Here is a 22,778-nt window from a genome sequence, read left to right as displayed (position 1 = left end):
CTACTGAATGGCCGTGGGAAATGATACTATTTTGACTTATTCAAGAGGTTTTTTGACCTCTGTACTCCATGGGTGTGACACCTGCTAAATTTTTAAATATTTTTATAAAATAGCTTTGATTGTCATAACCGAGCATCTCGCATATTTTGCCTACCGGATGGTTGGTTTGATCTAACAGCTCCTTGGCTCGATTCATTTTCATACGGGTTACGTATTCTATAAAGGTTTCCCCAGTTTCTTTCTTAAATAGACGGCTGAAATAGCTGCTGTTCAAAAATAAGTGGTCTGCAACCTCCTCCAGACTGATCCGCTTGTCCAAATGAAGTGATACGTAATGGCAGGCCTGGACCACTTCCGAACGTTTTCCCTGTTCTCCTATTTCACCGGCAAGAGCGATCACGGATTGAAAATGCTCGACCAGCCAGTTCTCCAGCTCGAATAAGGAATCGATCTCCAATATTTCTTTATGTAAAATATCGACTTCATACGTGGAGCGAAAATATTGGAGTGATTGCAGCTTAAGCTTCAGATCAAGCAGCAACTTCAAAACCCAGTCCTTGACCTTCTCAGGTTCAAATGCATGCTCCTTCAAAAATTCCATCCAATGTTTAACCGTTGGCACAATGATCCCTGTGTTTTTCTCCAGAATCATTTCCTTCAGCTCGGTACTTGCTTGATCGTACCATGAGAATAAATCCATATTTCCTTGAGGCAGAGGGCGTTTCTTAGCAATACTGCTTTCCTCCATATAGAACCTTTGAACGGAGCTAGCCCTCAAGCTAATCAGTGCCGCTTTGATATCTTCCGGATGATGGCAGACCTCTCCTATAATGAAAGACATCGATATTTTCAAAAATTTGCGGAGCGCATTTTGAATCTGCTTCATTCTTGCCGCGACTTCGTCGAACGGATTCATTTTCAATGTCGAATGAAAAGGGAACAGAAAGAACGATTCCTTACTCCCATAGGCAAAATGGACAGCACGCAGCGGCTCGCGCGCACTCACTTCCCCAATCACATTATCGACAGCAAACCGGAGGATATCGTCGGACATGAAACGCTGCTTCGCTGATCGGTATCCATCGATAATCCCGAGTATCGGCAAGCAGGCCATTCCCTCTAATGAAAGATCGAAGGATCTCGCTTCCTCCAGCCAATCTTTTGGATCCAGAATGGGCTGCTGCAGCGTTCTGCGGATGAATTTTTCCTTGAGCAGCTCCTTATTGCGGTCTACCATATGCTGAAGCTGATGCTGATGCGTCTGTACACGTTCCTCCTGATCAAGACTAGCTTTGAATTGCAGCAGAAGCTTTTCTAAATCCTCGGGATCAAGCGTGTCCTTCAGGACATAATCCTGCACGTTCAGCTTGACGGCTTGTTGCGCGTAATAGAATTCGTCATGACACGATAAAATAGCAACGCGGAGATTCGGCTTGCGTTCTCTCAGCATACTGATCAGATCAAGTCCGTTCATTTTGGGCATACCTATATCTGTAATTAATATATCCGGCATTTCCTGCTCCGCATGCTCTAGGGCTACTGCTCCATTCTCGTAGCACCCTTGAAGCTCTAGATCGAAATCATTCCAATGAATAGCCTCTGATAAAAATTCAAGGACTGGGTAATCATCGTCCACTAGCATAACTTTATACATCAATCCTTCACCTCCAGTCTTGGAATGATCATTGTAATTCTCGTCCCTCTATCCAATTCGCTCTCCATCTGCATGACAAAATCATCTCCATACGTCATACGCATCCGTTCATTCACATTTGACAATCCGATACTGGAAAAACCGCGATGCTTCGCCATTTCGGGATGCTCATGGTCTATATTTTTTCTTAATCTATCTCGGATCTTGTTCAGGGTTTCCAATTCCATTCCCGCTCCATTATCCTCTACATAAACGATAAGCTTGTCTTCCTCCACCCATGCCTTCACTCTAATCATGCCTCCGGATTGACTTAATCCATGTATCAGAGCATTCTCAATTATGGGCTGAAGAAAAAACCGCGGCACCTTCTCCAAGAGGGCATTAGCTGAAATGTCCGTTTGCAGCAGCACTTTTTCTTTTTGACGCATATTCATCAACTGAGTGTAGTCCATCACGATTTCAATCTCTTCATGCAGTGTGATGAGACCTTTGTCTTGATTAATCGTCATTCGCAGCAGCTTAGAGAGTGAGCCGATCATTTCAGCGCTTTCCTTATCCCCCCGGAACATGACCTTCATTCGGATAGAATTCAATACGTTGAACAGAAAATGAGGATTGATCTGTGCTTGCAGCATATCCAGCTCCGCTTTACGCTTACGTGTCTGGGTGAGGGAAACCTCCTCGATCATTTCATTAATCCGATCAAGCATCTGGTCGAACAAATAACCTAGCCGTCCGATTTCGTCTCCTCCGCGGATTCGCGAACGGATATCGAGATTGCCTTTCTGCACGGTCATCGCTACTTTTCCTAATCCTACAAGAGGCTTGGTGAACGTTCGCAGCAAGTAAAGCAGCAGCAGTAAGAACACTATAAAAGATATGAGCTGGAACACAATTACATTGGTAAAGATGGATTTAATCTTATCGATGGCTGTCTGGTAAGGAGTTAATGAGACCAGCTTCCATCCTGTAAATAATGATTCCTGAGTCAGTAAATAATCCTCTTTCTCTCCATGTACGATTTGAGATGATATCTGCTTGCTCGTTGAGCTGCCGGTTGGAAAACGAAAGGTTTGTCCAATTTGGTTAACATCGTTATGCGACATGATCACATTATTAGAATCGAGAATCATAAATTCCTGGCTGTCTGACAGCTTTTCGAAATTTTGGTTCATCTGATTCTCCATAATGGTGACAATCACGTAACCATAGATTTGAAACCCTTCCTTCTCTCTCAAGGTTCTTACTACGGAGAGCTGGTAAGCATTTTTTTCTTTTTCGGACAAAAATACTGTTGGAGACGCCCCTACCCAATAAGAATTGAAGCCATACAATTGATTTAACTGAGCAAACCAAGGTTCTCTCGTCATATCGATCGGGTTATAATCATAAACGGAATAACTGGAATAATACGCCCCATTGGATAAAATTATGGTGACATAGCACTGTTCCCCGCCAATAGTAATATTTTCAATAGTATTCCTAATTTTACTTTGGTCGTTGAACTCTTCATACTCCGCATTAGGACCAGTGTAGGTCTGACCCGTTGCTTTACGTTTCATAATGGAGCTCAGCTCTGAGTCCATCTGAATTAAGTTGGCTACATTGAGCATATATTTGAGCGAGTTGGTAACATAGTTGTTCACCAATAGCATGGATTCCTGAGAGTTGGAAATAGCCTGCTGCTTAACCGCATCCTGGGTTAAGTAATTATACATAATGAGTGTAAAGCAACCGGGTATAAGAATACAGATAATAGACGTAATCATGAGCTTAAAACGGAACGAGCGGGACGATAACCATTGACGAATCTTTTTGTTCATAAAAGCGGCCTCCCGCCCTTTCTTCTATGTATTGAATCTGATTTATGTACAACGAACAAAAGAAGAGGTAGGCTTGGAGCCACCCCTCCTTTTATTAATATGACCGGATTGCTTACTTTTTATTGGACGCGATAATGCTATTTACCCGTTCTTGAGAAGCTTTAACTGTAGTATCGATATCTTGTTTACCCAAGATCAGCTTCTCGAATTCTTCGTTAACTGCTTTGTACACCTCAGCTTGGTAAGATACCGGTGGTACGATTGCCGAGGACTTGGCATTGGAAAGCACGCTAACCAAAGATGCTTTGTCGACTTTCTCAGGGTTTTTCGTTGCACTCAAAATGGTTTCAATAATTTTACCAAGGTCTTCTTGTTTCACTTTGCTCCAAGATGGAACGTTCTTTCCTTGAACCAATTGACCGTCTGTAGTCATCCAACGAATGAATTTGTAAGCTTCATCTTTATGTTGGGAAGCAGCCGCTACGGACATATAGTCAGTAGTAACGGTAGCGTAACCGCTTGGATCGCTTGCGTTATTTTTAGGGAATGGAGCAACAGCCACATTAAAGTTCAATGGAACTTGATCGGTACCACCCAATTCAGTATTCATCCAGCTGCCTGTTACGATCATAGCCGCTTTTTGATTAAAGAATTGAGTACGGTAGTTTAATTTCTGAGAAAGCATATCTGCGTAAGGAGTAGCCGATTTATCTTCCTTCTCCATTTTCACACGAATCTCAAGCGATTTTTTGAACAACGGGCTATCCATGTTGGAAGATCCGTCCGCTTTAATAAACTCTGGATTTTCCGGTTGGTTTTCCATAGCTAACTTAGCGTAGTCGAGCCAGCCACCATTTTGCGGTCCGTGGAAGTACGTTCCGTAAACTTTGTTAGCTCCTTCGCCTTGCGTCATTTTCTTAGCATAATCCATGAAGTCATCCCATGTCCAATCCGTAGGGACTTTCAAGCCTGCTGCATCCAGCATGTTTTTATTAAGCAGTACGTACCAAGGGTTGAATTTACCTGGCAATGCATAATACTTGCCGTTCAGCTTCGTATCTACTTTATATTCATCATTGACCTTATAGCCGTCTTTATTGATATAATCATCGATCGGAGCAACCATTCCAAGAGCTACACGCTGTGCATAGCTGGCAGCGTCACTGAACATAAGAACGTCCATGGCTTCGCCGGATGCTGCTGCCAAGTCAAGCTTTTTCAAAGCCTCTTGCGTATCGCCTTTTTCGCTCAAACCGATCAGGTTGATTTTAATTCCTGGATTTTTCTCTTCATAAGCTGCGATAGTTTTTTTCCAGTTGTAGTTGCCTTCCGTACCGAATGTATAAAATCTTAGCTCGGTTGTTTTACCCGCACCGCCTTGGGCATCTTTTTGGTCTCCGGTACTACCGCCGCCGCAGCCTGCCAGTACGCCTAGAGCCATTACACTGGTCAATACGCCAGCGCCTATTTTCTTGTTCATCTTTAAGTACCCTCCTTGTTTTGAAACTCGCTATGTTGGTTTCATCAAGCTTACTCTGAGATTGTACCAATTACTGCATGTCGATCCATACGCGGATTTTGACTTTTTTACAATTTTTTTGACTTTCCAAGTCGAATTATCCTTTAACTCCGCCCATTGCAATGCCTTCAATAACACTTTTTTGACCAATGATGAAAATAATAAGCAATGGAAGAATCGCCGATACCGCAGCAGCCATGATTAGGGAGTAGAACTCACCGCTCAAGGATGTAAACTTCTGCATAGCTAATTGGATCGTGAACAGCTTGTCCGTACGCAAGAAAATCAAAGCGTTCTGATAATCGTTCCAAGTCCAGATAAAACGAAGGATAGCATATGTTGCTACTGCAGGACGAACCAATGGTAATGCAATGTTCCAGAAAATTTTCCAGTGGCCCGCACCATCAATCTTTGCAGACTCAATAAAATCATTATGAAGACCCATAAAAAATTGTCGGAGCATAAAGGTTCCTAGAACGCTAAAGCTTCCAATAAGGATAAGCCCGATATGATTGTCAAACAATCCGATGAAGCGGTACAAAATAAACTGTGGAACCAGTACAGCTTGAGACGGGACCATATAGGTTGTAAGAACGATAAGGAACAGCCATTTGCTTGCTGCAAACTGCACTTTGGAGAATCCATAGGCAGCCAATGCTGATACAGTAACCGAAATAATCGTTGTCACGACAGTAATCTTAATAGAGTTCCAGTAATACAGATAAAACGGATATTGTCCGAACCAAACTTCCTTATAGTTATTGATTGCGTTCCAATGCTTAGGGATCCAATCGATAGGAAAGTTAAATACGTCGGATTCCATTTTGAAGGATGCAGAAAGCATCCAGAAGAACGGCATTAGAAACAATAAACTGACTGCAAACATGATGATCGTAACGATCAATTTTTTGAGGCTCAGCGGCTCCCTCATATTATTCCCACCTTCTCTTCGTTCAGTAGCTTATGTCGATTAATAATTTACCCATTTTTTCTGACCGATCCATTGAAGGAACGTGATAATTAATACGCAGAAGAACAGTACGGTCGCCATAGACGATGCATATCCAATTTTCAAATTCGTAAATGCCGTATCATACAAGTACCATACAATCATGCTTGTGGATTGAATAGGTCCACCTTGCGTCAATACTGCGATCAAGTCAAACACTTTAAATGTAGAGATGATTCCTGTAATAAGCAGGAAGAATGTAGTTGGCGATAGCATAGGCAGTGTAATGCTTTTGAATTTAACCCACCCGGATGCGCCATCAATATCAGCAGCTTCATACAAATCCTTAGGAATCGATTGCAAACCTGCAATATATACAATCAAATTAAATCCGATGGAAATCCAAACCGATATCATCATCACGGAAATAAGCGCATAGTTAGGATCTGCAATCCATTTCGGAGGATTCGAAATCCCGATCGACATTAAAAATTGATTCACAGGACCAGCCGAAGGATGGAACAACACTTGCCACACGATGGCTACAGCAACAACACTGGAAATATAAGGCATGAAGTAAGCGACTTTGAAAAAGCCTTTCCAGTACACTTTTTTATCAATCAGTATGGCTAGCACCAAGGAAACAATTAAATAAATGGGGACCGTCAGCAAAAATATTGCGTTATTTCGGAAAGACTTTAAAAAAGTCATATCTGTAACTAATTTCTGGTAATTATCCATACCAGCCCATTTGAAGCCTTTAAAGCCCATAATAAAATTCCAATCCGAAAAGCTAAGTACGAATGTTGCAAGAATCGGAAGCAGTACCAAGATCGTTACCCCGATCAACATTGGACTTACGAATAAAAATCCCGCTAGCGTTTCCCGATTCTGAAGCCCTCTCTTGCGTCGTTTATTCTTCTCCACCGCAGCAGAAGCCGAATTAGTATTCATGATGCAATCACCTCAACTTCAATAATGTTGAGTTTATTATAATCAAAGCGACTGGGATATATTTAACGGTATTTTGATTACCTTGTCGACAATTTTGACTTTTTGCACAAATAAACGTTATTTTCAGCAAAAAAAACCGCGAGGCTCCCCTCACGGTATTCTTGCTTCATATTAATCCTCCACAGGCTTTCTTGCATGGAAAATGGCAAAATCATTGTATTTATAAACACAGTCAACGTCTAAGAACCCCGTTTCTCCTAGCCAAAGGATTTGATCCTCAACTGTAGCATTAATATCCAGCTTCCTTCTTTCAATGGACGCCTCTACCGCTTCTACTGAGAGACCATTGGAACGAATCCACGCTTCCCACTGCTTTTTGTATGAGAGATCGATGAATGGAGTAAGTCCCATCGCTTGATCCGCATTGATAAAAACTCCACCCTCTTCCAGTAGAGTGTAAAGTTTATGGAAAAGTGCTTTCTTATCCTGATGCCTTAAGTGATGAATGGATAAGGATGACACGATAATGTCATATCGTCCATCAAATTCGTACTGTGAATAGTCAGCAACAATGTACTCTATTCTGCGGTTATCAGCAAAACGCTGTCGTGCGGTTTCAAGCATTTTGTCACTCAAGTCAACCAGCGTTAATTGCGCATGAGGAAATTTGTGAAGGATACCTGCTGATAATAGTCCTGTACCCGCCCCTAAATCCAATATCCGCGGTGATTCTTTGGTCGAGTAAGTCCATCTTATAGCCGTTTCGTAAAAATCATCAAAGCATGGAATTAATTGCTTTCGCTGCTGATCGTACTGCTGGGCCACTTCGTTAAATAAGATTCTCACATTCTCATTCATCGTATCCCCCTCAATTCCTCATGGTTATTTTCTTCATTATAGAGCAGGACTTTTAATTACAATAATATATAAATTCTATGGTCTTTATAATGCTTACCTATAAGATCTAATAAAAAAGAACCAAGCCATTTATCGGACTTGATTCCAAAACTTTATGATTGCTCAACCATTAAAGAAAAAAGGTTTGAATTAGTAAATAAGCATTCAGTATGGCAATAATTCCAGCTACGAACCAGGATAACCATTTCAGCCATTTCGGATTTACGAATTCTCCCATTTTCTTTTTATCATTCGTAAATTTCACCAAAGGAATGACTGCAAAAGATAATTGAAGCGATAAAATGACTTGGCTTAAAATCAGCAGTTGAGCTGTACCTTTCTCTCCTGCAATTGCGGTTACGATCACCGCTGGGATGATGGCAATAAGACGGGTAATGAGACGACGTAACCAACCAGGCAGCCTGATGTTAAGGAACCCTTCCATTACGATCTGTCCTGCTAAGGTACCGGTCAATGTAGAGTTTTGCCCGGAAGCAAGCAGCGCCACCCCAAACAAGATACTTCCAATCGTTGTTCCAAGCAGAGGTGTAAGCAATTGGTACGCATCCTCAATATCCGCTACTTCTGTCATTCCAGCTCTGTGAAACGTTGCGGCAGACAAGATCAGAATCGCTGCGTTGATGAATAATGCGAAAAATAGGGCAATGGATGAATCCCATGTCGCGAATTTAATCGCTTGACGTTTGCCTTCCCTTGTTTGTTCAAACTGCCGCGTTTGTACAATAGATGAATGCAAATATAAATTATGCGGCATGACGGTTGCACCTAAAATACTTATGGCGATATATAGCATCATCGGATTGCTTATAATTTCGGCTGATGGGATGAACCCTTTAGCAATCCCGCCGATTTCCGGCTTGGATAAGAACATTTCTGTTAAGAAACAGCCGCCGATGGTTACTATAAGAACAATGACTAAGGATTCAATGAAACGAAAGCCTTTATTCTGAAGCAGCAGCACTACAAGAACGTCCACTGCCGTGATCATAACACCGTATAAAAGCGGAATACCGAACAATAGCTTTAACGCTATAGCTGACCCGATGACTTCAGCCAGATCACAGGCTGCAATTGCCAGCTCACACAAGATCCATAATGTAAAAGCGATCGGTTTATTATAATGATCTCCACAGGCTTGAGCCAAATCTCTGCCGGTCACTATGCCCAGCTTGCCAGCCAGAGCTTGCAGCAAAATAGCCATTAGATTGGAAATTAGAATGACGGATAGCAAGGAATAACCGAACATCGATCCGCCCGCAATATCCGTAGCCCAGTTCCCCGGGTCCATATAACCAACGGCAACCAAGTAGCCAGGTCCTGCAAAAGCCAAAAACTTCTTTAGCCAGCTTCCAGTCTTCGGTATTTTCAATGAACGGTACGCTTCTGGAAGTGAAGGTCGTCCTCCGGTTAATCTCCAGCCACTTTCAGCAACATTTTTTATTTGCGCTTTTTCACTCATACAGTATCACCTCATCTATTATAACGGCATAATGCGCCAAGCTAACTTTTTTGTCCCAGGGCAACATTTATCGTGCAATACCCCACATCTCTTTCTCAAGTATATGATGCCACAAAATAAATGTTCCTATGTTAGTGATTGTACTCGGCAAAATATTTTTGTCAAGGGAAACATTTTGAGCCTCCGGAAAGAACAAAAAAACTGCCGCCTTATTAAGGACAGCAGTTTCAAAAACTTCCAATGATAAATACTCATTTACTTTTGCAGCTTGCTCTTGGCCGCTTCTACAAGAAAGTCGTACCATTCATCATTTTCTTCGAGCAAATCCTCTACGGCTAATATCTCATCCTCGCTTCCGGATTCATTCAGAAAAAATAATCCGTAGCTCCATTCTTTCCCGTTCTTACTGTAAAGTGTTATCTCATAAGGCAGCTTATGATCCTGGACCTCAAATTCCACCTTGCCGACATACCCGTCTTCCTTGCTGTATGTCATTGATGCTGCTAGTACATTAATCAGCGGACTCACCCTTCCATCTATCGATCGTGCTCCAGAAATTATAATGGATAAGTCCCATATTTATCAACATTCCATTTCATTAATGAAAGAGTGCTTTATTTCTTCTTGTCGAGATTTAGTTTCTCACTCTGTATTTCGTGATCCTCAATGTCTTTGTCACCGTATCGAACTCGATCATATAAGGTTACCAATGAATCCAAAGAAAAATTAGATTTCTTCTCCCATTGTTCGATTTCCGAACCTGTTTCTTTCGGAGTTAGGAAGCTTTTAAACGTGTATCCCCGCTGCATGGATTGGTGGAGCCAGCTTCGATAGAGGAATCGAATCCGCTGTTTATTGTCGTGAAGCTCTTCCCATTTCTCCCGAGGACCGTTCTTTGAGAATAATCGCTTCCACTTGGAAAAGAGCTTATCATTCAGAGTATCCCAGTCCATTAAGCTTTCGACGTCGTCCTCGTAGCCGATTTTGCCTATTCGTTTATCCTCGGAGTACAGCTTGCTAGCCAGCCAAGCGAACAATCGTTTAGCCAAACGCGGCACCCTTCTCGCGATGAGATAAATCGCCAGCAAGAAGGCTGCAACTATTAAGGCCCCAACGAAGTAATATAACAATTTCTCCAACCAGACTAGCCACCATGCAGGCTCTTCATTACCTGAAAGATTCATAGGCATTGGCGGCGGCGACTTCGCTGGCTCCTTAGCAGGGGGAGGAGACGATCCGCTAAACAAGGCCTGCAGTAAGTAGATCAGCAGGTTTTTCAACCAAATCAGTGCCTCCCCCAGCTTGCGGACAGATACGACAAGAACGATGACTAACAGCAGCAGGATGACTAGCAGCCGATTTTTCCACATCATCTCAGATGCGATGACCGGTTCCTTCTCTCCCGATAATGACTCCTGCTTCATATTGGATTCATTAGACATAAGGAGAGTGATGACCAGAGCGACAAGTCCTCCCCACGTCAACAGTGTCATATATGGCTGAAACGATTCCACAAAGTGAAGCACAACAGATGCTACAAAATACAGTATCATTCCGAATACATAAAAATTAACCGGGAAAAAGACATCCCAAGGGATCCATACGAGACGTATCCCGCGGTATACTACGATGAAGCTGATGATAGCCGGAACCATTGCAGCGTATGTGCTGCCGAACATCCAATAGGAATACAATACACTGATGCACAACGAGACCAGCAACTGCTGATACGATTGTCTTAGGGGCATTAGGCTATTAAGTATGAATCCGATTGCATAGCCTAACGGGAGAAAGACAATCCATAGCATCCTATGGGATTCAGGCAAGATATACACTGCGGCTGCCAACAGGAGTGGAAATGCCAGCAGCAGCTCGATACAGCCCTTCAGTATAACGATCCCTGTCCGAAAGCTTAAATGTGGGGCTCTCATGCCGGCTCACCTGCCTGTTCTTCCGGTTGATCGAGCGCCTTTTCAAGAAGAAAAGTATCCACCGCGTTACCCTGATAACGAAGCTGCTCCATAGGTGCTCTCATTTTATCGCTTACATATGCAGAAATAATAAGAATATCCTGGTTCGTGAAGCCGTTAACCGCTTCTTCATCAAGAAGCGTATCGAATGGAATGCTTCTTGCCACAACGACCTTGGCCATCGTTTCCAGCAGGTAGGTCATGTGCCCTGCCCCATTCCTTGGCTCGACTCTGACAGGCTCCTTGGAGTCTACAGAGTATGCGTTGGTGCTGAAGCCAACTTCCATCCCCAGTTCAATCGCACGCTGAGCTATGGCCGCCGCAATGGACAACCCTTTTTCGAATAATGCTTCGTCATTAACCTGGTTCCACATCTTCTCATGATCCTCGACATTCAAATAAATCATAAGTCGATGGTCCGCAGTATAATCTCTCTGATGTACCTGCAGACGTCCGCTTCTTGCTGTTGCTTTCCAGTTGACCCCGTTAAGCGGATCGCCGTAGCGGTACTCTCTTGCCCCTGAGATCATGAATGGATCCTCAACGATCCACCGGCGCACACTCCAATCCCCTTGCCAGCTGTGGGACGGCAGCGTCATTTCATCAAGTGACGCAAGCTTGGGATAGACCAGGAGTTCCGTATCCAGTGAGAGCCTTAATGTATTGCGGTACAGACCGACCAAATCCCCATACGTGAGTGACGCGGTATTCAGCCGGTAACAGCCGCGTTTACTGCAATAAATTCGATGCCGCCTTGTTATTTGCGTGTAAGGCATAAGACTGAACAGGCTTTTATGGTTTTGAAATAATTGACCATTGTTAATATCTAGATTAGCTTGACTATAAAAACGCAATCCGGCATGAATTAACGACTCTAGCCTAAGCCAAGGAACCGGAATGAGATTACGGTTCGCAATTCGTTCAACCATCTCGGCTTCTTCACCTTCGAAGCAGCCCTTGGCACTAAAGTATCTTTCATAAGTCAAGCCTTTATGACCAAGGGCCTTAAACACAATTACCTGAATAACCAGAACGAGAAGTGTAATAAAGAGCAGCCCATGCACGCTCATTCGTAGTTCACCAGCTCCGGTTCGGTTGGTACAGTAACCTCCTGTAAAATCGAGTCAATAATCGATTCCGCCGCTTCATACCGTGCACGATAGGAGCCTTTAACCATAATCCGATGGGCTAAAACCGGCTTGGCCATTCGTTTCACATCATCCGGCGTTACAAAATCGCGCCCTCTCAAAATCGCATGAACTTGTGACGCCTTCAGGAGCGCTTGACTGCCACGAGGACTGACTCCTGTAGCTACCTCGCTATGCGTTCTTGTTCTCTCAACGATCTTAAGCAAGTAAAACAATACCTCATCACTAATTGCTACTTTGGAATAATGCTGCTGAGCAGCGATGATTGTGTCCGCCTCGGCAACGCTTGTAATTTGGTCGAGCGGGTTGCCATCTTTGAAACGCTTCAGAATATGCAACCCCTCTTCAGTCGTTGGGTACCCCATCTTCACCTTGAACAGAAACCGATCCAGCTGGGCCTCAGGGAGCGGGAACGTTCCTTGATTTTCAACCGGATTTTGCGTGGCGATCACAAGAAACGGACCCTCCAGAACTCTCGTCTCCCCGTCGATACTAACCTGTCTTTCCTCCATACACTCCAATAAGCTCGATTGCGTTCTTGGCGTAGCTCGGTTTATTTCGTCAGCAAGTAAAATATTAGTAAACAACGGTCCCGGACGAAACTCGAATTCAGATTGCTTCTGATTATAATAATTGATACCGCTTAGATCTGAAGGAAGCAGATCAGGGGTGAATTGTATGCGCTTAAAGCTGCAATGTAACGATTTGGCCATCGCTTTAGCCAGAAGTGTTTTACCCGTTCCTGGAACATCCTCGAGCAGAATATGACCGGATGCAATGATTGCGATAAGCAGCTTCTCGATGACGTCTTCTTTACCTACAATAACATTGCTGACATTGGCGCTTAAGGTCTGTGCCAACGTTTGAATTTGTGTTAACTGCATAGTGTCATCCTCCTACTACTCTAACTTGATGGTGAGTGGAATCATTTTCAAGTTTACTCTACCATATTAGGAGCAGGTTGGATATTCGCTTTTATAAAAATAATACCTACGGAAGCGGCAAAACTCTATTCAATTCGTGATATGGACTGCAGAAAGCTCTTGACCCCTTGCAAACCTTCCGATTCAAGCACCTTAAGGAGTTGGCTTCCTACTATAGCAATATCGGTTTTGCCGACTAAATAACGTATATCATCTGGATGTTGAATACCGAAGCCCACGCCTATCGGGGTCTGTGCATATTGTCTGCATCGAGCTAAGAATACAGAGGTAGCGTCATCAAATTCCGTCTTGGAGCCTGTCAAACCTTTTCTGGCGACACAATACAAAAATCCATCTGTCTCGTTAGCTACGTAAGATAGTCGTTCATTGGAGGTATATGGAGTTGCAAGCAAAATAGGTGCTATCCCATGATCACGACATGACCTTAAATAATCTTCACTTTCCTCCGGATAAGCGTCCGGAACGATTAAGCCTGATATGCCAATAGAAGCGCAATCTTCTGTAAATCGCTCAATGCCATATTGATATACAATATTAAAGTAGGTCATAAATAAAAACGGCATGTCAAAATCTGCTGCAACCCTACGTGCAAACTCCATGCATTGTTCCACCGTAGTGCCTCGCTCCAACGACTGCTGATTCGCTTTCAGAAATACGGGACCATCTGCAATTGGCTCAGTAAATGGAATTTGTAGCTCCACCAGATCAACTCCGCATTCATGAAACAATCGGATCATCTCGTAGTTCGTTTCGAAGTCCGGATAACCTAATATTTGATGAGCCATTAGCAGGATGGGTTTGTTCTGTCGTTTACGCTGAATATGTTCAGCGAGCACGTTCATATTGCGCTTGCTTCCGTCCGATAAAAGCGGTCCATTCGTCATCCTTCAATCCCTCCGCAATGTTAAATATATCTTTGTCTCCGCGTCCCGACATATTGATGATAATACTGTCTTTAGCAGCATTGCTGCTCATCTCGCGAAACGCTCCGGCAAAAGCATGCGTCGATTCAAGTGCCGGTACCAAGCCTTCCTTCGTCATAACAAGCTTCAGCGCCTCAATCACTTCCTCGTCCGTTACTGCTTCGATTCTAACCTTCCTTGTCTCCGACAAGTTGGCGAGAATCGGTGAGATCCCCGTATAGTCCAACCCCGCGGCAATACTGAAAGTATCTAACATTTGACCTTCATCATTTTGCAAAAACAGTGTTTTATAGCCTTGCGCGATGCCTATCTTTCCCTGCCCATAAGCTATTCTGGAGGCATGAGCGCCCTGTTCGGGGCCTCGTCCCCCCGCTTCCACCCCAACAAGCTCCACTTCCGTATGGTTCATGAACTCTTGAAACATGCCAAGCGCATTGGAGCCTCCACCTACACAAGCATAGACTCGACTTGGCAGACTGCCTTCAAGCTCCAAAATTTGTTCCTTTGCCTCTTTGCCGATGATGGATTGAAAGTAGGCTACAAGTGCAGGAAACGGATGCGGTCCCGAAGCCGTCCCCATTAAGTAATGGGTCGTCTCAAAGCTGGATACCCAATCGCGAAGCGCTTCATTAATCGCGTCTTTCAAGGTTCGGGAACCGAAATCGACCGGCACCACCTGAGCACCGTATCGCTTCATCCAGAACACGTTAGCATACTGTCGCTCCATATCCTCGCGACCCATGTAAATGGTGGCATCTAACCCAAGCTTGGCAGCTACGATAGCGGTCGCGACTCCGTGCTGGCCCGCGCCAGTCTCGGCTATGACACGGGTCTTCTTCATTTGCTTCGCCAAGAGCGCCTGCCCTAGCGCATTATTTATTTTGTGAGCGCCGGAATGATTTAAATCCTCACGCTTAATATAGATTTTGCCGTGTCCAAAATACTCTGTGAGCCCTGCTGCAAAAGTAAGCGGTGTAGGCCGACCTGAGAAATTACCAAGAATTTCATTATATCGATTCCAAAACCCAGGATCAGATTGAATTTGCTCAAAGTGCTTTTTCAGCTCGCTTATGGCTGGATACAGTATTTCCGGAATAAATGTACCCCCGAACGTTCCGTAATACCCTTCGGTGTTCATCATGCATCCCTCTCATTTCTACTTAGTTATTCTTATGAAACTCAATTACTGCTTGAGCGGTAGCTAAATCCGTAACAAGCATATCCACCCATTTGCCGCGAAGCGTAGCTGTAATGGCCTGCACCTTCTCTAGACCTCCAGCAATTGCAATAACATTCGGAATTCCTCGAAGCTCGGGAGCTGTAGTGCCGATCATTCTGTTCTTGGCGGGAAAATCAATCACATTCCCCTGAATGTCTAGAAAAGAAGCGCATAGATTCGCCGCAGCATGACCGTTCTGCACACTGGTCAGATCTTCTTCTGAGAAATATCCCGACTCCATGATGGTCGCTTTGTCGGATACTTGGCCAATGCCCACAATCGCAATGCTGCTTCGCTGAGCCAATTGCAGCACACGCGATATTTCAGGCTCATTGACAAGCAGTTCCTTGGTTTCTGGTGAAGCTACTACTGCTGGGGCATGAAGAAGCCAATATTTGGCCTTCAGCTTCTCAGCGAGCTTACTCACATTCGAATTCGCATGCCAATCTGCTCCTTCAGAGCCCCAACCGCCTACAAGCGGGACAAGCTGGAGGCCGGTTCTCGGAAAGTAATTCAGCTCTTCGCCAAGCGAAGCAATTGCACGACCTGCCATTACTCCGACGATGTCTTGATCCTTCAATACCGACTCCAGAAGAGCGGCACAAGTGCGACCCAGCTGAAGGTAGCTGCTCCGCTCATCCGCTTCACTTGTATTAACCACCAAAGCATCATGGATGCCGAATAACTTGATCAGCTGCCGCTCCACCTCCTGCTCCGCGGAGAATGGATTTTTAATGGAAATGTGCACAATACCTTCACTTCTTGCTGAGGTCAGCATTCGGCTGACATGAGGACGCGAAATACCGAATCTCTGCGCGATATCCTGCTGATTCAATCCATCCTCGTAGTATAATTGACTAATCTTAACAAGCAGCCTCATTCTTTCCAGATTTATATCTGACATTAAGATCCCTCCATTCGTGTACATATGTACTTATATAGCACTTTTGTACATAGATTATATAACCCTTCAATGCTTTTTACAATCATCGTTTTTACAACAACCAAAAAAAGCCCGAATGACAAGGGAATTGCACCTTGCCGTTCGGGCTTAACAATGCTTAAGGACTCATTAGTGAGCGTTAGGAAAAATTCGTTTGATCATTTCGCCAAACTCCTGTACAAAGCCAGTAACCGGTCTACCTTGACTAACGTCCATAACATAGTTGTTAGCACGTTGAACAAAGTCAGGGTTGGTCGATACATAAACATTATGAATATTATTATCGGTGGATTTTACCTGCTGCGCTATTTGTGATTCCATGTCCTGTGACAAATGACCGCTGCGGTCCTTCAAAATAGCCGCTACGTACGCATTGTGACGAGATACAAGCACCGTTGCGCTGCTTACACCTGGCAGTTGTGTTATCTTTTGCGCCGACTGATTAGCAACCTCGATACGATCTCCTGGAATAGCAGACGGCGTTGGATTGACTGCTTGCTGCCGCACCATGTTATTCGTGTGAGGCGCCGGCTGAGCGGCTTGATTATTTTTGCTGCAGCCTGCTGCCGCCCCTACAAGCAAACAAGCAGACAAAGCATAAATCATTTTTTTACTGTGATTATGTGTCATAAGTCTGTCCCCCTTTTTTATTATCAAAGGTTAGTATGGATTACAGACTCTTTATTCATTCAATGTTGCTAGTGTAGGACTACACTTCATTCTGGATCTGTTCTATACTAAGGTTCTAGGATGAAATGGTTTCTTTTTCTAATTACATAATCATGATTACGTGATGGAGGTACGCTAACGTGAACATATTGAAGGTAAAAGACCGCCAAGAGCTGGATAAACGAGTACCTTCCATGCCTTGGTATGTGGAAAAATTTATTAATTATAAGCTTCCGGACTTATCACCGTCCTCCCTGCTAGAGTATGTAAGGGATTACGAAACGTTTCTTTCATGGCTTCTGGCTGAAGGCCTGGCTCAAGGAAATTCGATCAGAGAAGTACCTATAGAAGCTTTGGAAAAACTTCATATGGAAAGCATCGACAATTTTCGTATGTTTCTTTCCACGAGGACTGAGAATACTAACAGCAAAACCACCATTTCACGCAAACTCTCTTCTCTGCGATCGTTGTTCCACTATTTGAGCCAAATTGCTGAGGACGAAGAATTTTACCCCCTCTTGAAGCGGAATGTCATGGCGAAAGTCGAAATTAAACGGACGCATAAACCAAAGGATACAGCTGCCAAGCTGGAAGGTAAATTGCTTCAGGAGGAAGAAATCCACGAATTTATTGCGTATGTTCACCGCGGTTATGAACAGGATGTATGCAACAATAAACAGGCACTCTATTCTTACCATCAAAATAAAGTTAGGGATGCCTGCATCGTAACATTAATACTGAATTCCGGCCTGCGTGTGTCTGAAGTCGTGAATTTGAATGTAGAAGATATAGACCTTAAGAAAAAGCTAACTCACGTGTATCGAAAAGGTAAGAACGATGATACCTTCAAAACACCTGTCTATTTCCGACAAGAAGCGATTGATGATCTTACCTCTTATTTGGAGCTGCGCCAAACTCAATATAAAGCTCCTAAGAAAGAAAAAGCCCTCTTTCTGGCTGTAGCCAACGGAAAAAAAGAAGGCGAGCGCATGACGAAGCGCGCGATCCAGGCGATGATTATCAAGTATGCCAAATATTTTGGAAAGCCGTACTTATCTGTGCACAAGCTTCGCCATTCCTTCGCGACGGACTATTATTTACGGAATGACTTGTACAAAACCCAGGAGCAATTAGGCCATGCTTCTCCTGAGACAACACAAATTTATGCTCACCTTACGGATAAGACGATGGCTGAAGCGATCGATTTCCGTAAAGCACAGGATTAACCCTATATAGGATCCTTAAATTAATAAAGAGCAGTATCCTTATAAGGATGACTGCTCTTGTATATTTATTCGGCTGCCTGTTGATTCACAGCTTCCTGATCTTGATAGTTCACGTTCGAAGCAGCTTTCCAACTGCTGGAGTTACGGTTGCTCCGCGGAGTTCTTACATCGAATTCAAGCATTTTCCCTGCTCCCAATGCAGTGCATTCCTGGGGGCGATCGGCAAGATGAATCGGGATGCTCGTTTCCTTTTGTAATCGTGGAGCAAGTCCACTCAGCAAGGAACCTCCCCCACACAATATGATTCCCTGCTCTATAACATCACCTGCAAGCTCTGGAGGGCAATCCTCAAGCGTGGATCGAATCGTTTCCACCATCGTGACGATGAAGCTATCGAGCAATGTGTATATTTCAGTCGCGGTAACGGTTACCGTTTTGGGTAAGCCTTCAATCAGATCCCTGCCGCGAATATCCATCCGGAGTTCCGGGTCTGGCTTCTCAACGCTGCCAAGACGTATTTTAACATCCTCTGCAGTTCGCTCCCCGATCTCAAGATTATAGGCCTTCTTCACATATTCGATAATATCCCGATCAATGGACAGCCCACCTCTGCGAGTTGTTCTGCTCGATACGATACCGCCGAGAGACAGGATTGCAACCTGTGCCGTGCCGCCCCCGATATTGAGAATCATATTCCCCATCGGCTCGTCTACCGGAAGACCGGCGCCTAGCGCAGCTGCGAGAGGTTCTTCTATGGTAATGGCTCTATTGGAGCCTTTATGCAATACCGTTTCTTCCACTGCTCTTTTCTGCACACTAGTAATACCGCATGGAATAGAGATAAACACCTTCGATTTGCGCATCCAAGAACGGGCTTGAATTTTTTTCATAAAATGCTGAAGCATGGCCGTAGACCAATTGTAGTTGGAAATAACTCCTTCCTGCAAAGGGTAAATGATTTCGAGACTTCCTGGCGCACGACCTATCATCGCTTGCGCTTCAGCCCCGATAGCTTGAATTTCCCCCGTTTCATGTCTTACGGCAATAACAGAAGGCTCCTGAAGCACGATGCCTTTTCCATGCTGATAAATAATTGTATTCGATGTCCCCAAATCGATCCCGAATTGAAGCTCAAGTCCATTAAACATTATGTATCCTCCGTTTCAAACAGGTTATCGAAGCGTAGGATTAGGAATCCCAACTATACTTTCTGCGGATGGTGCTGCTGTGGTCACTTAGCATGATTTGTTAATCTATGGTCATGACCTGACGCCGCTAGCTCCGAGTGTTATACTCTTCGTCCTTGTATCCGATCTTTCGGGGGTTTTTTAGTGGTATATATTTACAACTAGAATCCATCTGTAGAAAATTGGCGAATCTTGCCTTCAGCCCCATTAAAATGTCGGTTCCTCTCGAATACTATAAGATGGCGACGAAAAATACATAAGCCGTAACCAATTACAACGGAGGTGCAAGTCCATGGGCAATTCCAAAAGACTGCTGCAGCGCCGGCTGGAACAATGGAAAAGTGCGGCGACACAGTTTATTGCCGGGCCGGAAGAGACTGAAGATGAACTATCCCTAGAGCTAGACCCGGTCTTATTAGAAAAATGTCAGCAAATGGCTGATACGCAGCAAGTTTCTGTCAACGAAATCGTCAATCAAATTGTGGAGCAGTACTGGACTCTTAAAAGCAGCGAGCTTCTCGTTCCTATATCTAGAGAGCAATTAGATCGTAATCCACTTCTCTATTTGGATGCCTTGTCGGAGCGAAACATTAACCTTTATGGAGATACGAAATATGAACAACCATGAACAAACCAACCTCACACAAGCGGTATTTTTAGATCAAACAGCATTCATGTCTTTTATGAATCCACAAGACCCTTATTACACCAAAGCACGCACTTTATTTCTTGATCTTGATGATATGGACAGAACCCTCATAACAACGAACTATGTATTGTTTGACACGCATCAATGGTTAAGAAACAAATACGGATTTCAGCAGGCTCAGTTTTTCCTCGAAACCGTGGAGCAGGCTGTGCAAAAAGGAACCTTAACCATCATTTCAGGCTGTTCCGAGTTCGAGCAAGAGTCTAAACGACTGCTTGTTGATTGTCCTGATTTACAGCTCTCATTGAATGAAGCTATAACTGCCGTCGTCATGATTACTTATCAAATCAAGCGGATTTTCACTTTTAATCCGAGCCACACCTTTCTTCCCAAGCTGGATTCATCGATTAAAGTGATGCCTAGCGTGTGGTAAATCCTCACTATAACGCAAGAAAAAACCTGCATCCCTCTTCATTTTGAAGTCGGATGCAGGTTTTATTTATATTATGAATGCGATTTAAGTGCACCAGCAACGAGTGATGCATAGTACTCGGAGCCTTCCGCTTCAAGATGGACACCATCGGGTGCAAAGAAGCTGCTTTTCCCTTCGCTTGCCGTATACCAATCAACTAAGGTGACCTTGGAATTAGAGCGGGCAACCTCGGCCAGAACCGAGTTCACCTCGTCCTCCCATTTACGTGGAACTCGAGTGTTCACCAAAATAATTTGTTTCGCTCCATCGAGAGAATCAAGCAAAGCTTCCAGCTGTTTTTGGTTAAAGGGGCCGTTGGTGCCAAGCTCTATAATGACTCTGCTTCCCAGAGTCCCCTCTTTTCTATGCTGGTCTAAAATATCTGCGGCTTCGTTGAATTGTCGTCCGATTTTACCATCCACTACAATGCCGGGGAGAAGCTTCTCCAAATACGGCGCAATATCCAGCATAACCGAATCGCCAATAGCTGTGATACCTTTGCCGGTTTTCACTGTCGGAACTATAGGGATAACAGGCTCTTCTTTCTGTTTCGTATCATCTGTGAGACTATCTGTCTTAGTCGTCTCGGTTGTACCGTTATCATCCTTATGATTCACAGTTTCATCTTGTTCCTCGGACTGGCTTCTATGTTCGTTTGACGAAGGATCACTATCTGTAAGTACGCCTCGTTCATTCCCGGCGGTGGAACTTAGTGGGGGCACCACAGCGTCCGGTTGTTTATTAGAGACCGTTGGTGACGGTGTATAAGTTAAATCGGGCACAACATTACCGATAACGACTGCACTGTAAACCGCACTGACTGCCGTCTCTGACGGTAATATCGGATCGGTTGGTCCTGCCACCTCAGACCCTGGTGTTGCATCCGTTACACGTTGTAACAAACCAACGAATAGAAATCCAATTAATAACACTGCACAAGCAAATGGAGTCCAGCGCACCATAGACAATCGTTGCCGCATGCGTCTGCTGACACTCGCTTGAGACACCAGGCGATTCCACGAGCCTCGACGGATCGGTTCTTCCACATACCGCCATGACAAGGCGGAAATTAAGATCGTTGCAACTACTTGTATGGCGGCGCGAACCAGATCCACCTTACCACTGCTTGCAATAGGAGTGCTCATGACTATAATCGGATAATGCCATAAATAGATTCCATATGATCTAACACCAAACCAACGAAGCGGCTTGCTTCCTAACACCTTACCCAATAGACTGACCGGGTGAGCGAGCACCGCTACAACCACTGCCGCCGCAAAAGACAGCAGAACGAAGCCGCCAGGGTACAGAAACTCATCATATTCATTCGTATTCCAAATCATAAAGCCTATGAGCAGCAAGGCAGCAAATCCCATTGAATCAAGTACAATTTGCGCACGGAGCGTCACACGAGATGTTAACTTGCGGCTTTGCCAAACCATTGCAAGGGCTGCGCCGATAAGCAAAGCAAATACCCTCGTATCCGTTCCATAGTACACTCTACTCGGATCCGTACCTGGATCATACAGCCATACCATTACTAGCACGGAAACTAAGGCTCCGAACAGCGTGACTCCAACCAATGGTCCTCTTCTCGGCAAGCAACGAATGGCAAACAGCAGCACCACCGGCCATAACAAGTAGAATTGCTCCTCTACAGCTAACGACCATAGATGGCCTAAGGGAGATGGCAGGCCAAAGCTTTCAAAATACGAAACCTCATGAAATATCAGCCACCAGTTGCTCACATACAATAAACCTGCCCCTACCTCTTCTCGCAATGTTAGAAGACGCGACTTGTCAAAAATCGCTAGCCAGGCAACGATTGCTACTAACATGAGCAGCAGTGCAGGGAGAAGCCTCCGTGCACGCCTCAACCAAAAGTCCTTCAAGTCCACAGTACCCTTATTTCTCCACTGGGCAATAAGTTGATCTGTAATCAAATAACCGGAAAGAACGAAAAAAACACCTACGCCCAAGAGACCACCCTGAGCCCATTTCATATTCAGATGGTAAGCTATGACGGCGAATACGGATATTGCACGGAGACCATCCAGCCCTGCCATATATCTTCCTTGACCAATAACCGGTTTAGGCATTTCGAGCGCCCCCTTTAGTTAATGGGGCTAAATGTTCAAATTCAAAGCATTTA

General features: G+C 44.3%; 20 protein-coding genes. 3 read left to right on the top strand and 17 right to left on the bottom strand.

Annotated elements, in window-relative coordinates; translation table 11 throughout:
* Nucleotides 1-40: 40 nt before the first annotated feature.
* The 15 genes from BP97_RS0106760 to BP97_RS35515 form a co-directional block, all read right to left on the bottom strand.
* Nucleotides 41-1,654, bottom strand: a complete 1,614-nt coding sequence (locus BP97_RS0106760) for a response regulator transcription factor (protein ID WP_028548414.1) — start codon at nucleotides 1,652-1,654, stop codon at nucleotides 41-43.
* Nucleotides 1,654-3,477 (bottom strand): sensor histidine kinase, encoded by a 1,824-nt coding sequence (locus BP97_RS0106755; RefSeq protein WP_028548413.1) that lies wholly within the window; start codon nucleotides 3,475-3,477, stop codon nucleotides 1,654-1,656. The genes BP97_RS0106760 and BP97_RS0106755 overlap by 1 nt, the downstream gene beginning before the upstream one ends.
* 112 nt (nucleotides 3,478-3,589) lie before the next feature.
* On the bottom strand, nucleotides 3,590-4,957 hold the full coding sequence (locus BP97_RS0106750) for an ABC transporter substrate-binding protein (RefSeq protein ID WP_028548412.1): 1,368 nt from the start codon (nucleotides 4,955-4,957) through the stop codon (nucleotides 3,590-3,592).
* 136 nt (nucleotides 4,958-5,093) lie between these two features.
* A complete protein-coding gene (locus BP97_RS0106745; RefSeq protein ID WP_028548411.1) occupies nucleotides 5,094-5,927 on the bottom strand; it encodes a carbohydrate ABC transporter permease in 834 nt (277 codons plus the stop codon).
* A 39-nt stretch (nucleotides 5,928-5,966) separates the two neighbouring features.
* Entirely contained in the window at nucleotides 5,967-6,899 is a 933-nt protein-coding gene (locus tag BP97_RS0106740; protein ID WP_028548410.1) for a carbohydrate ABC transporter permease, read from the bottom strand.
* A gap of 171 nt (nucleotides 6,900-7,070) precedes the next feature.
* A complete protein-coding gene (locus tag BP97_RS0106735; RefSeq protein WP_028548409.1) occupies nucleotides 7,071-7,757 on the bottom strand; it encodes a class I SAM-dependent methyltransferase in 687 nt (228 codons plus the stop codon).
* Between the two features lie 169 nt (nucleotides 7,758-7,926).
* A complete protein-coding gene (locus BP97_RS0106730; protein WP_028548408.1) occupies nucleotides 7,927-9,276 on the bottom strand; it encodes an Nramp family divalent metal transporter in 1,350 nt (449 codons plus the stop codon).
* A gap of 255 nt (nucleotides 9,277-9,531) precedes the next feature.
* A complete protein-coding gene (locus BP97_RS0106720; protein ID WP_331281302.1) occupies nucleotides 9,532-9,804 on the bottom strand; it encodes a hypothetical protein in 273 nt (90 codons plus the stop codon).
* An 86-nt stretch (nucleotides 9,805-9,890) separates the two neighbouring features.
* Nucleotides 9,891-11,207 (bottom strand): MFS transporter, encoded by a 1,317-nt coding sequence (locus BP97_RS35525; RefSeq protein WP_036745591.1) that lies wholly within the window; start codon nucleotides 11,205-11,207, stop codon nucleotides 9,891-9,893.
* Entirely contained in the window at nucleotides 11,204-12,316 is a 1,113-nt protein-coding gene (locus BP97_RS35520) for a DUF58 domain-containing protein (protein WP_036745590.1), read from the bottom strand. Before BP97_RS35520 ends, BP97_RS35525 begins: the two co-directional genes overlap by 4 nt.
* Entirely contained in the window at nucleotides 12,313-13,278 is a 966-nt protein-coding gene (locus BP97_RS0106705) for an AAA family ATPase (protein ID WP_028548406.1), read from the bottom strand. Before BP97_RS0106705 ends, BP97_RS35520 begins: the two co-directional genes overlap by 4 nt.
* 125 nt (nucleotides 13,279-13,403) lie before the next feature.
* On the bottom strand, nucleotides 13,404-14,222 hold the full coding sequence (gene trpA, locus BP97_RS0106700; protein ID WP_231506234.1) for a tryptophan synthase subunit alpha: 819 nt from the start codon (nucleotides 14,220-14,222) through the stop codon (nucleotides 13,404-13,406).
* Nucleotides 14,164-15,399 carry a tryptophan synthase subunit beta gene (gene trpB / locus BP97_RS0106695; protein WP_028548404.1) on the bottom strand — a complete coding sequence of 412 codons (1,236 nt, stop codon included), beginning with the start codon at nucleotides 15,397-15,399 and terminating at the stop codon, nucleotides 14,164-14,166. The genes trpA and trpB overlap by 59 nt, the downstream gene beginning before the upstream one ends.
* 22 nt (nucleotides 15,400-15,421) lie before the next feature.
* Nucleotides 15,422-16,384 (bottom strand): sugar-binding transcriptional regulator, encoded by a 963-nt coding sequence (locus BP97_RS0106690; protein ID WP_028548403.1) that lies wholly within the window; start codon nucleotides 16,382-16,384, stop codon nucleotides 15,422-15,424.
* A 168-nt stretch (nucleotides 16,385-16,552) separates the two neighbouring features.
* Nucleotides 16,553-17,053, bottom strand: a complete 501-nt coding sequence (locus BP97_RS35515; protein WP_051620419.1) for a YhcN/YlaJ family sporulation lipoprotein — start codon at nucleotides 17,051-17,053, stop codon at nucleotides 16,553-16,555.
* 179 nt (nucleotides 17,054-17,232) lie between these two features.
* Between BP97_RS35515 and xerS the strand changes: the two genes are divergently transcribed.
* Nucleotides 17,233-18,318 (top strand): tyrosine recombinase XerS, encoded by a 1,086-nt coding sequence (xerS, locus tag BP97_RS0106680; protein ID WP_028548402.1) that lies wholly within the window; start codon nucleotides 17,233-17,235, stop codon nucleotides 18,316-18,318.
* Nucleotides 18,319-18,383: 65 nt separating this feature from the next.
* Here xerS and BP97_RS0106675 read toward each other — a convergent pair whose 3' ends face one another.
* Nucleotides 18,384-19,466 carry a rod shape-determining protein gene (locus BP97_RS0106675; RefSeq protein ID WP_028548401.1) on the bottom strand — a complete coding sequence of 361 codons (1,083 nt, stop codon included), beginning with the start codon at nucleotides 19,464-19,466 and terminating at the stop codon, nucleotides 18,384-18,386.
* A 331-nt stretch (nucleotides 19,467-19,797) separates the two neighbouring features.
* Between BP97_RS0106675 and BP97_RS35510 the strand changes: the two genes are divergently transcribed.
* Together BP97_RS35510 and BP97_RS0106665 are read left to right on the top strand one after the other, a co-directional pair.
* The gene (locus BP97_RS35510; RefSeq protein ID WP_051620418.1) at nucleotides 19,798-20,133 is read left to right on the top strand and encodes a hypothetical protein; all 336 of its coding nucleotides are present in this window, start codon (nucleotides 19,798-19,800) and stop codon (nucleotides 20,131-20,133) included.
* Entirely contained in the window at nucleotides 20,120-20,587 is a 468-nt protein-coding gene (locus BP97_RS0106665) for a type II toxin-antitoxin system VapC family toxin (protein WP_028548400.1), read from the top strand. The genes BP97_RS35510 and BP97_RS0106665 overlap by 14 nt, the downstream gene beginning before the upstream one ends.
* A gap of 71 nt (nucleotides 20,588-20,658) precedes the next feature.
* Here the strand turns inward: BP97_RS0106665 and BP97_RS0106660 are convergent, their stop codons facing one another.
* Nucleotides 20,659-22,725, bottom strand: coding sequence for an acyltransferase family protein (locus tag BP97_RS0106660; RefSeq protein ID WP_028548399.1), 2,067 nt, complete (start codon nucleotides 22,723-22,725; stop codon nucleotides 20,659-20,661).
* Between the last annotated feature and the right edge of the window lie 53 nt (nucleotides 22,726-22,778).

Origin of the sequence: Paenibacillus sp. UNC451MF, from assembly GCF_000686845.1 — a bacterium.
Taxonomy (GTDB): domain Bacteria; phylum Bacillota; class Bacilli; order Paenibacillales; family NBRC-103111; genus Paenibacillus_S.
Note: the sequence above shows the minus strand (reverse complement) of the source record. Positions and strands in the feature narration are given on the sequence as shown.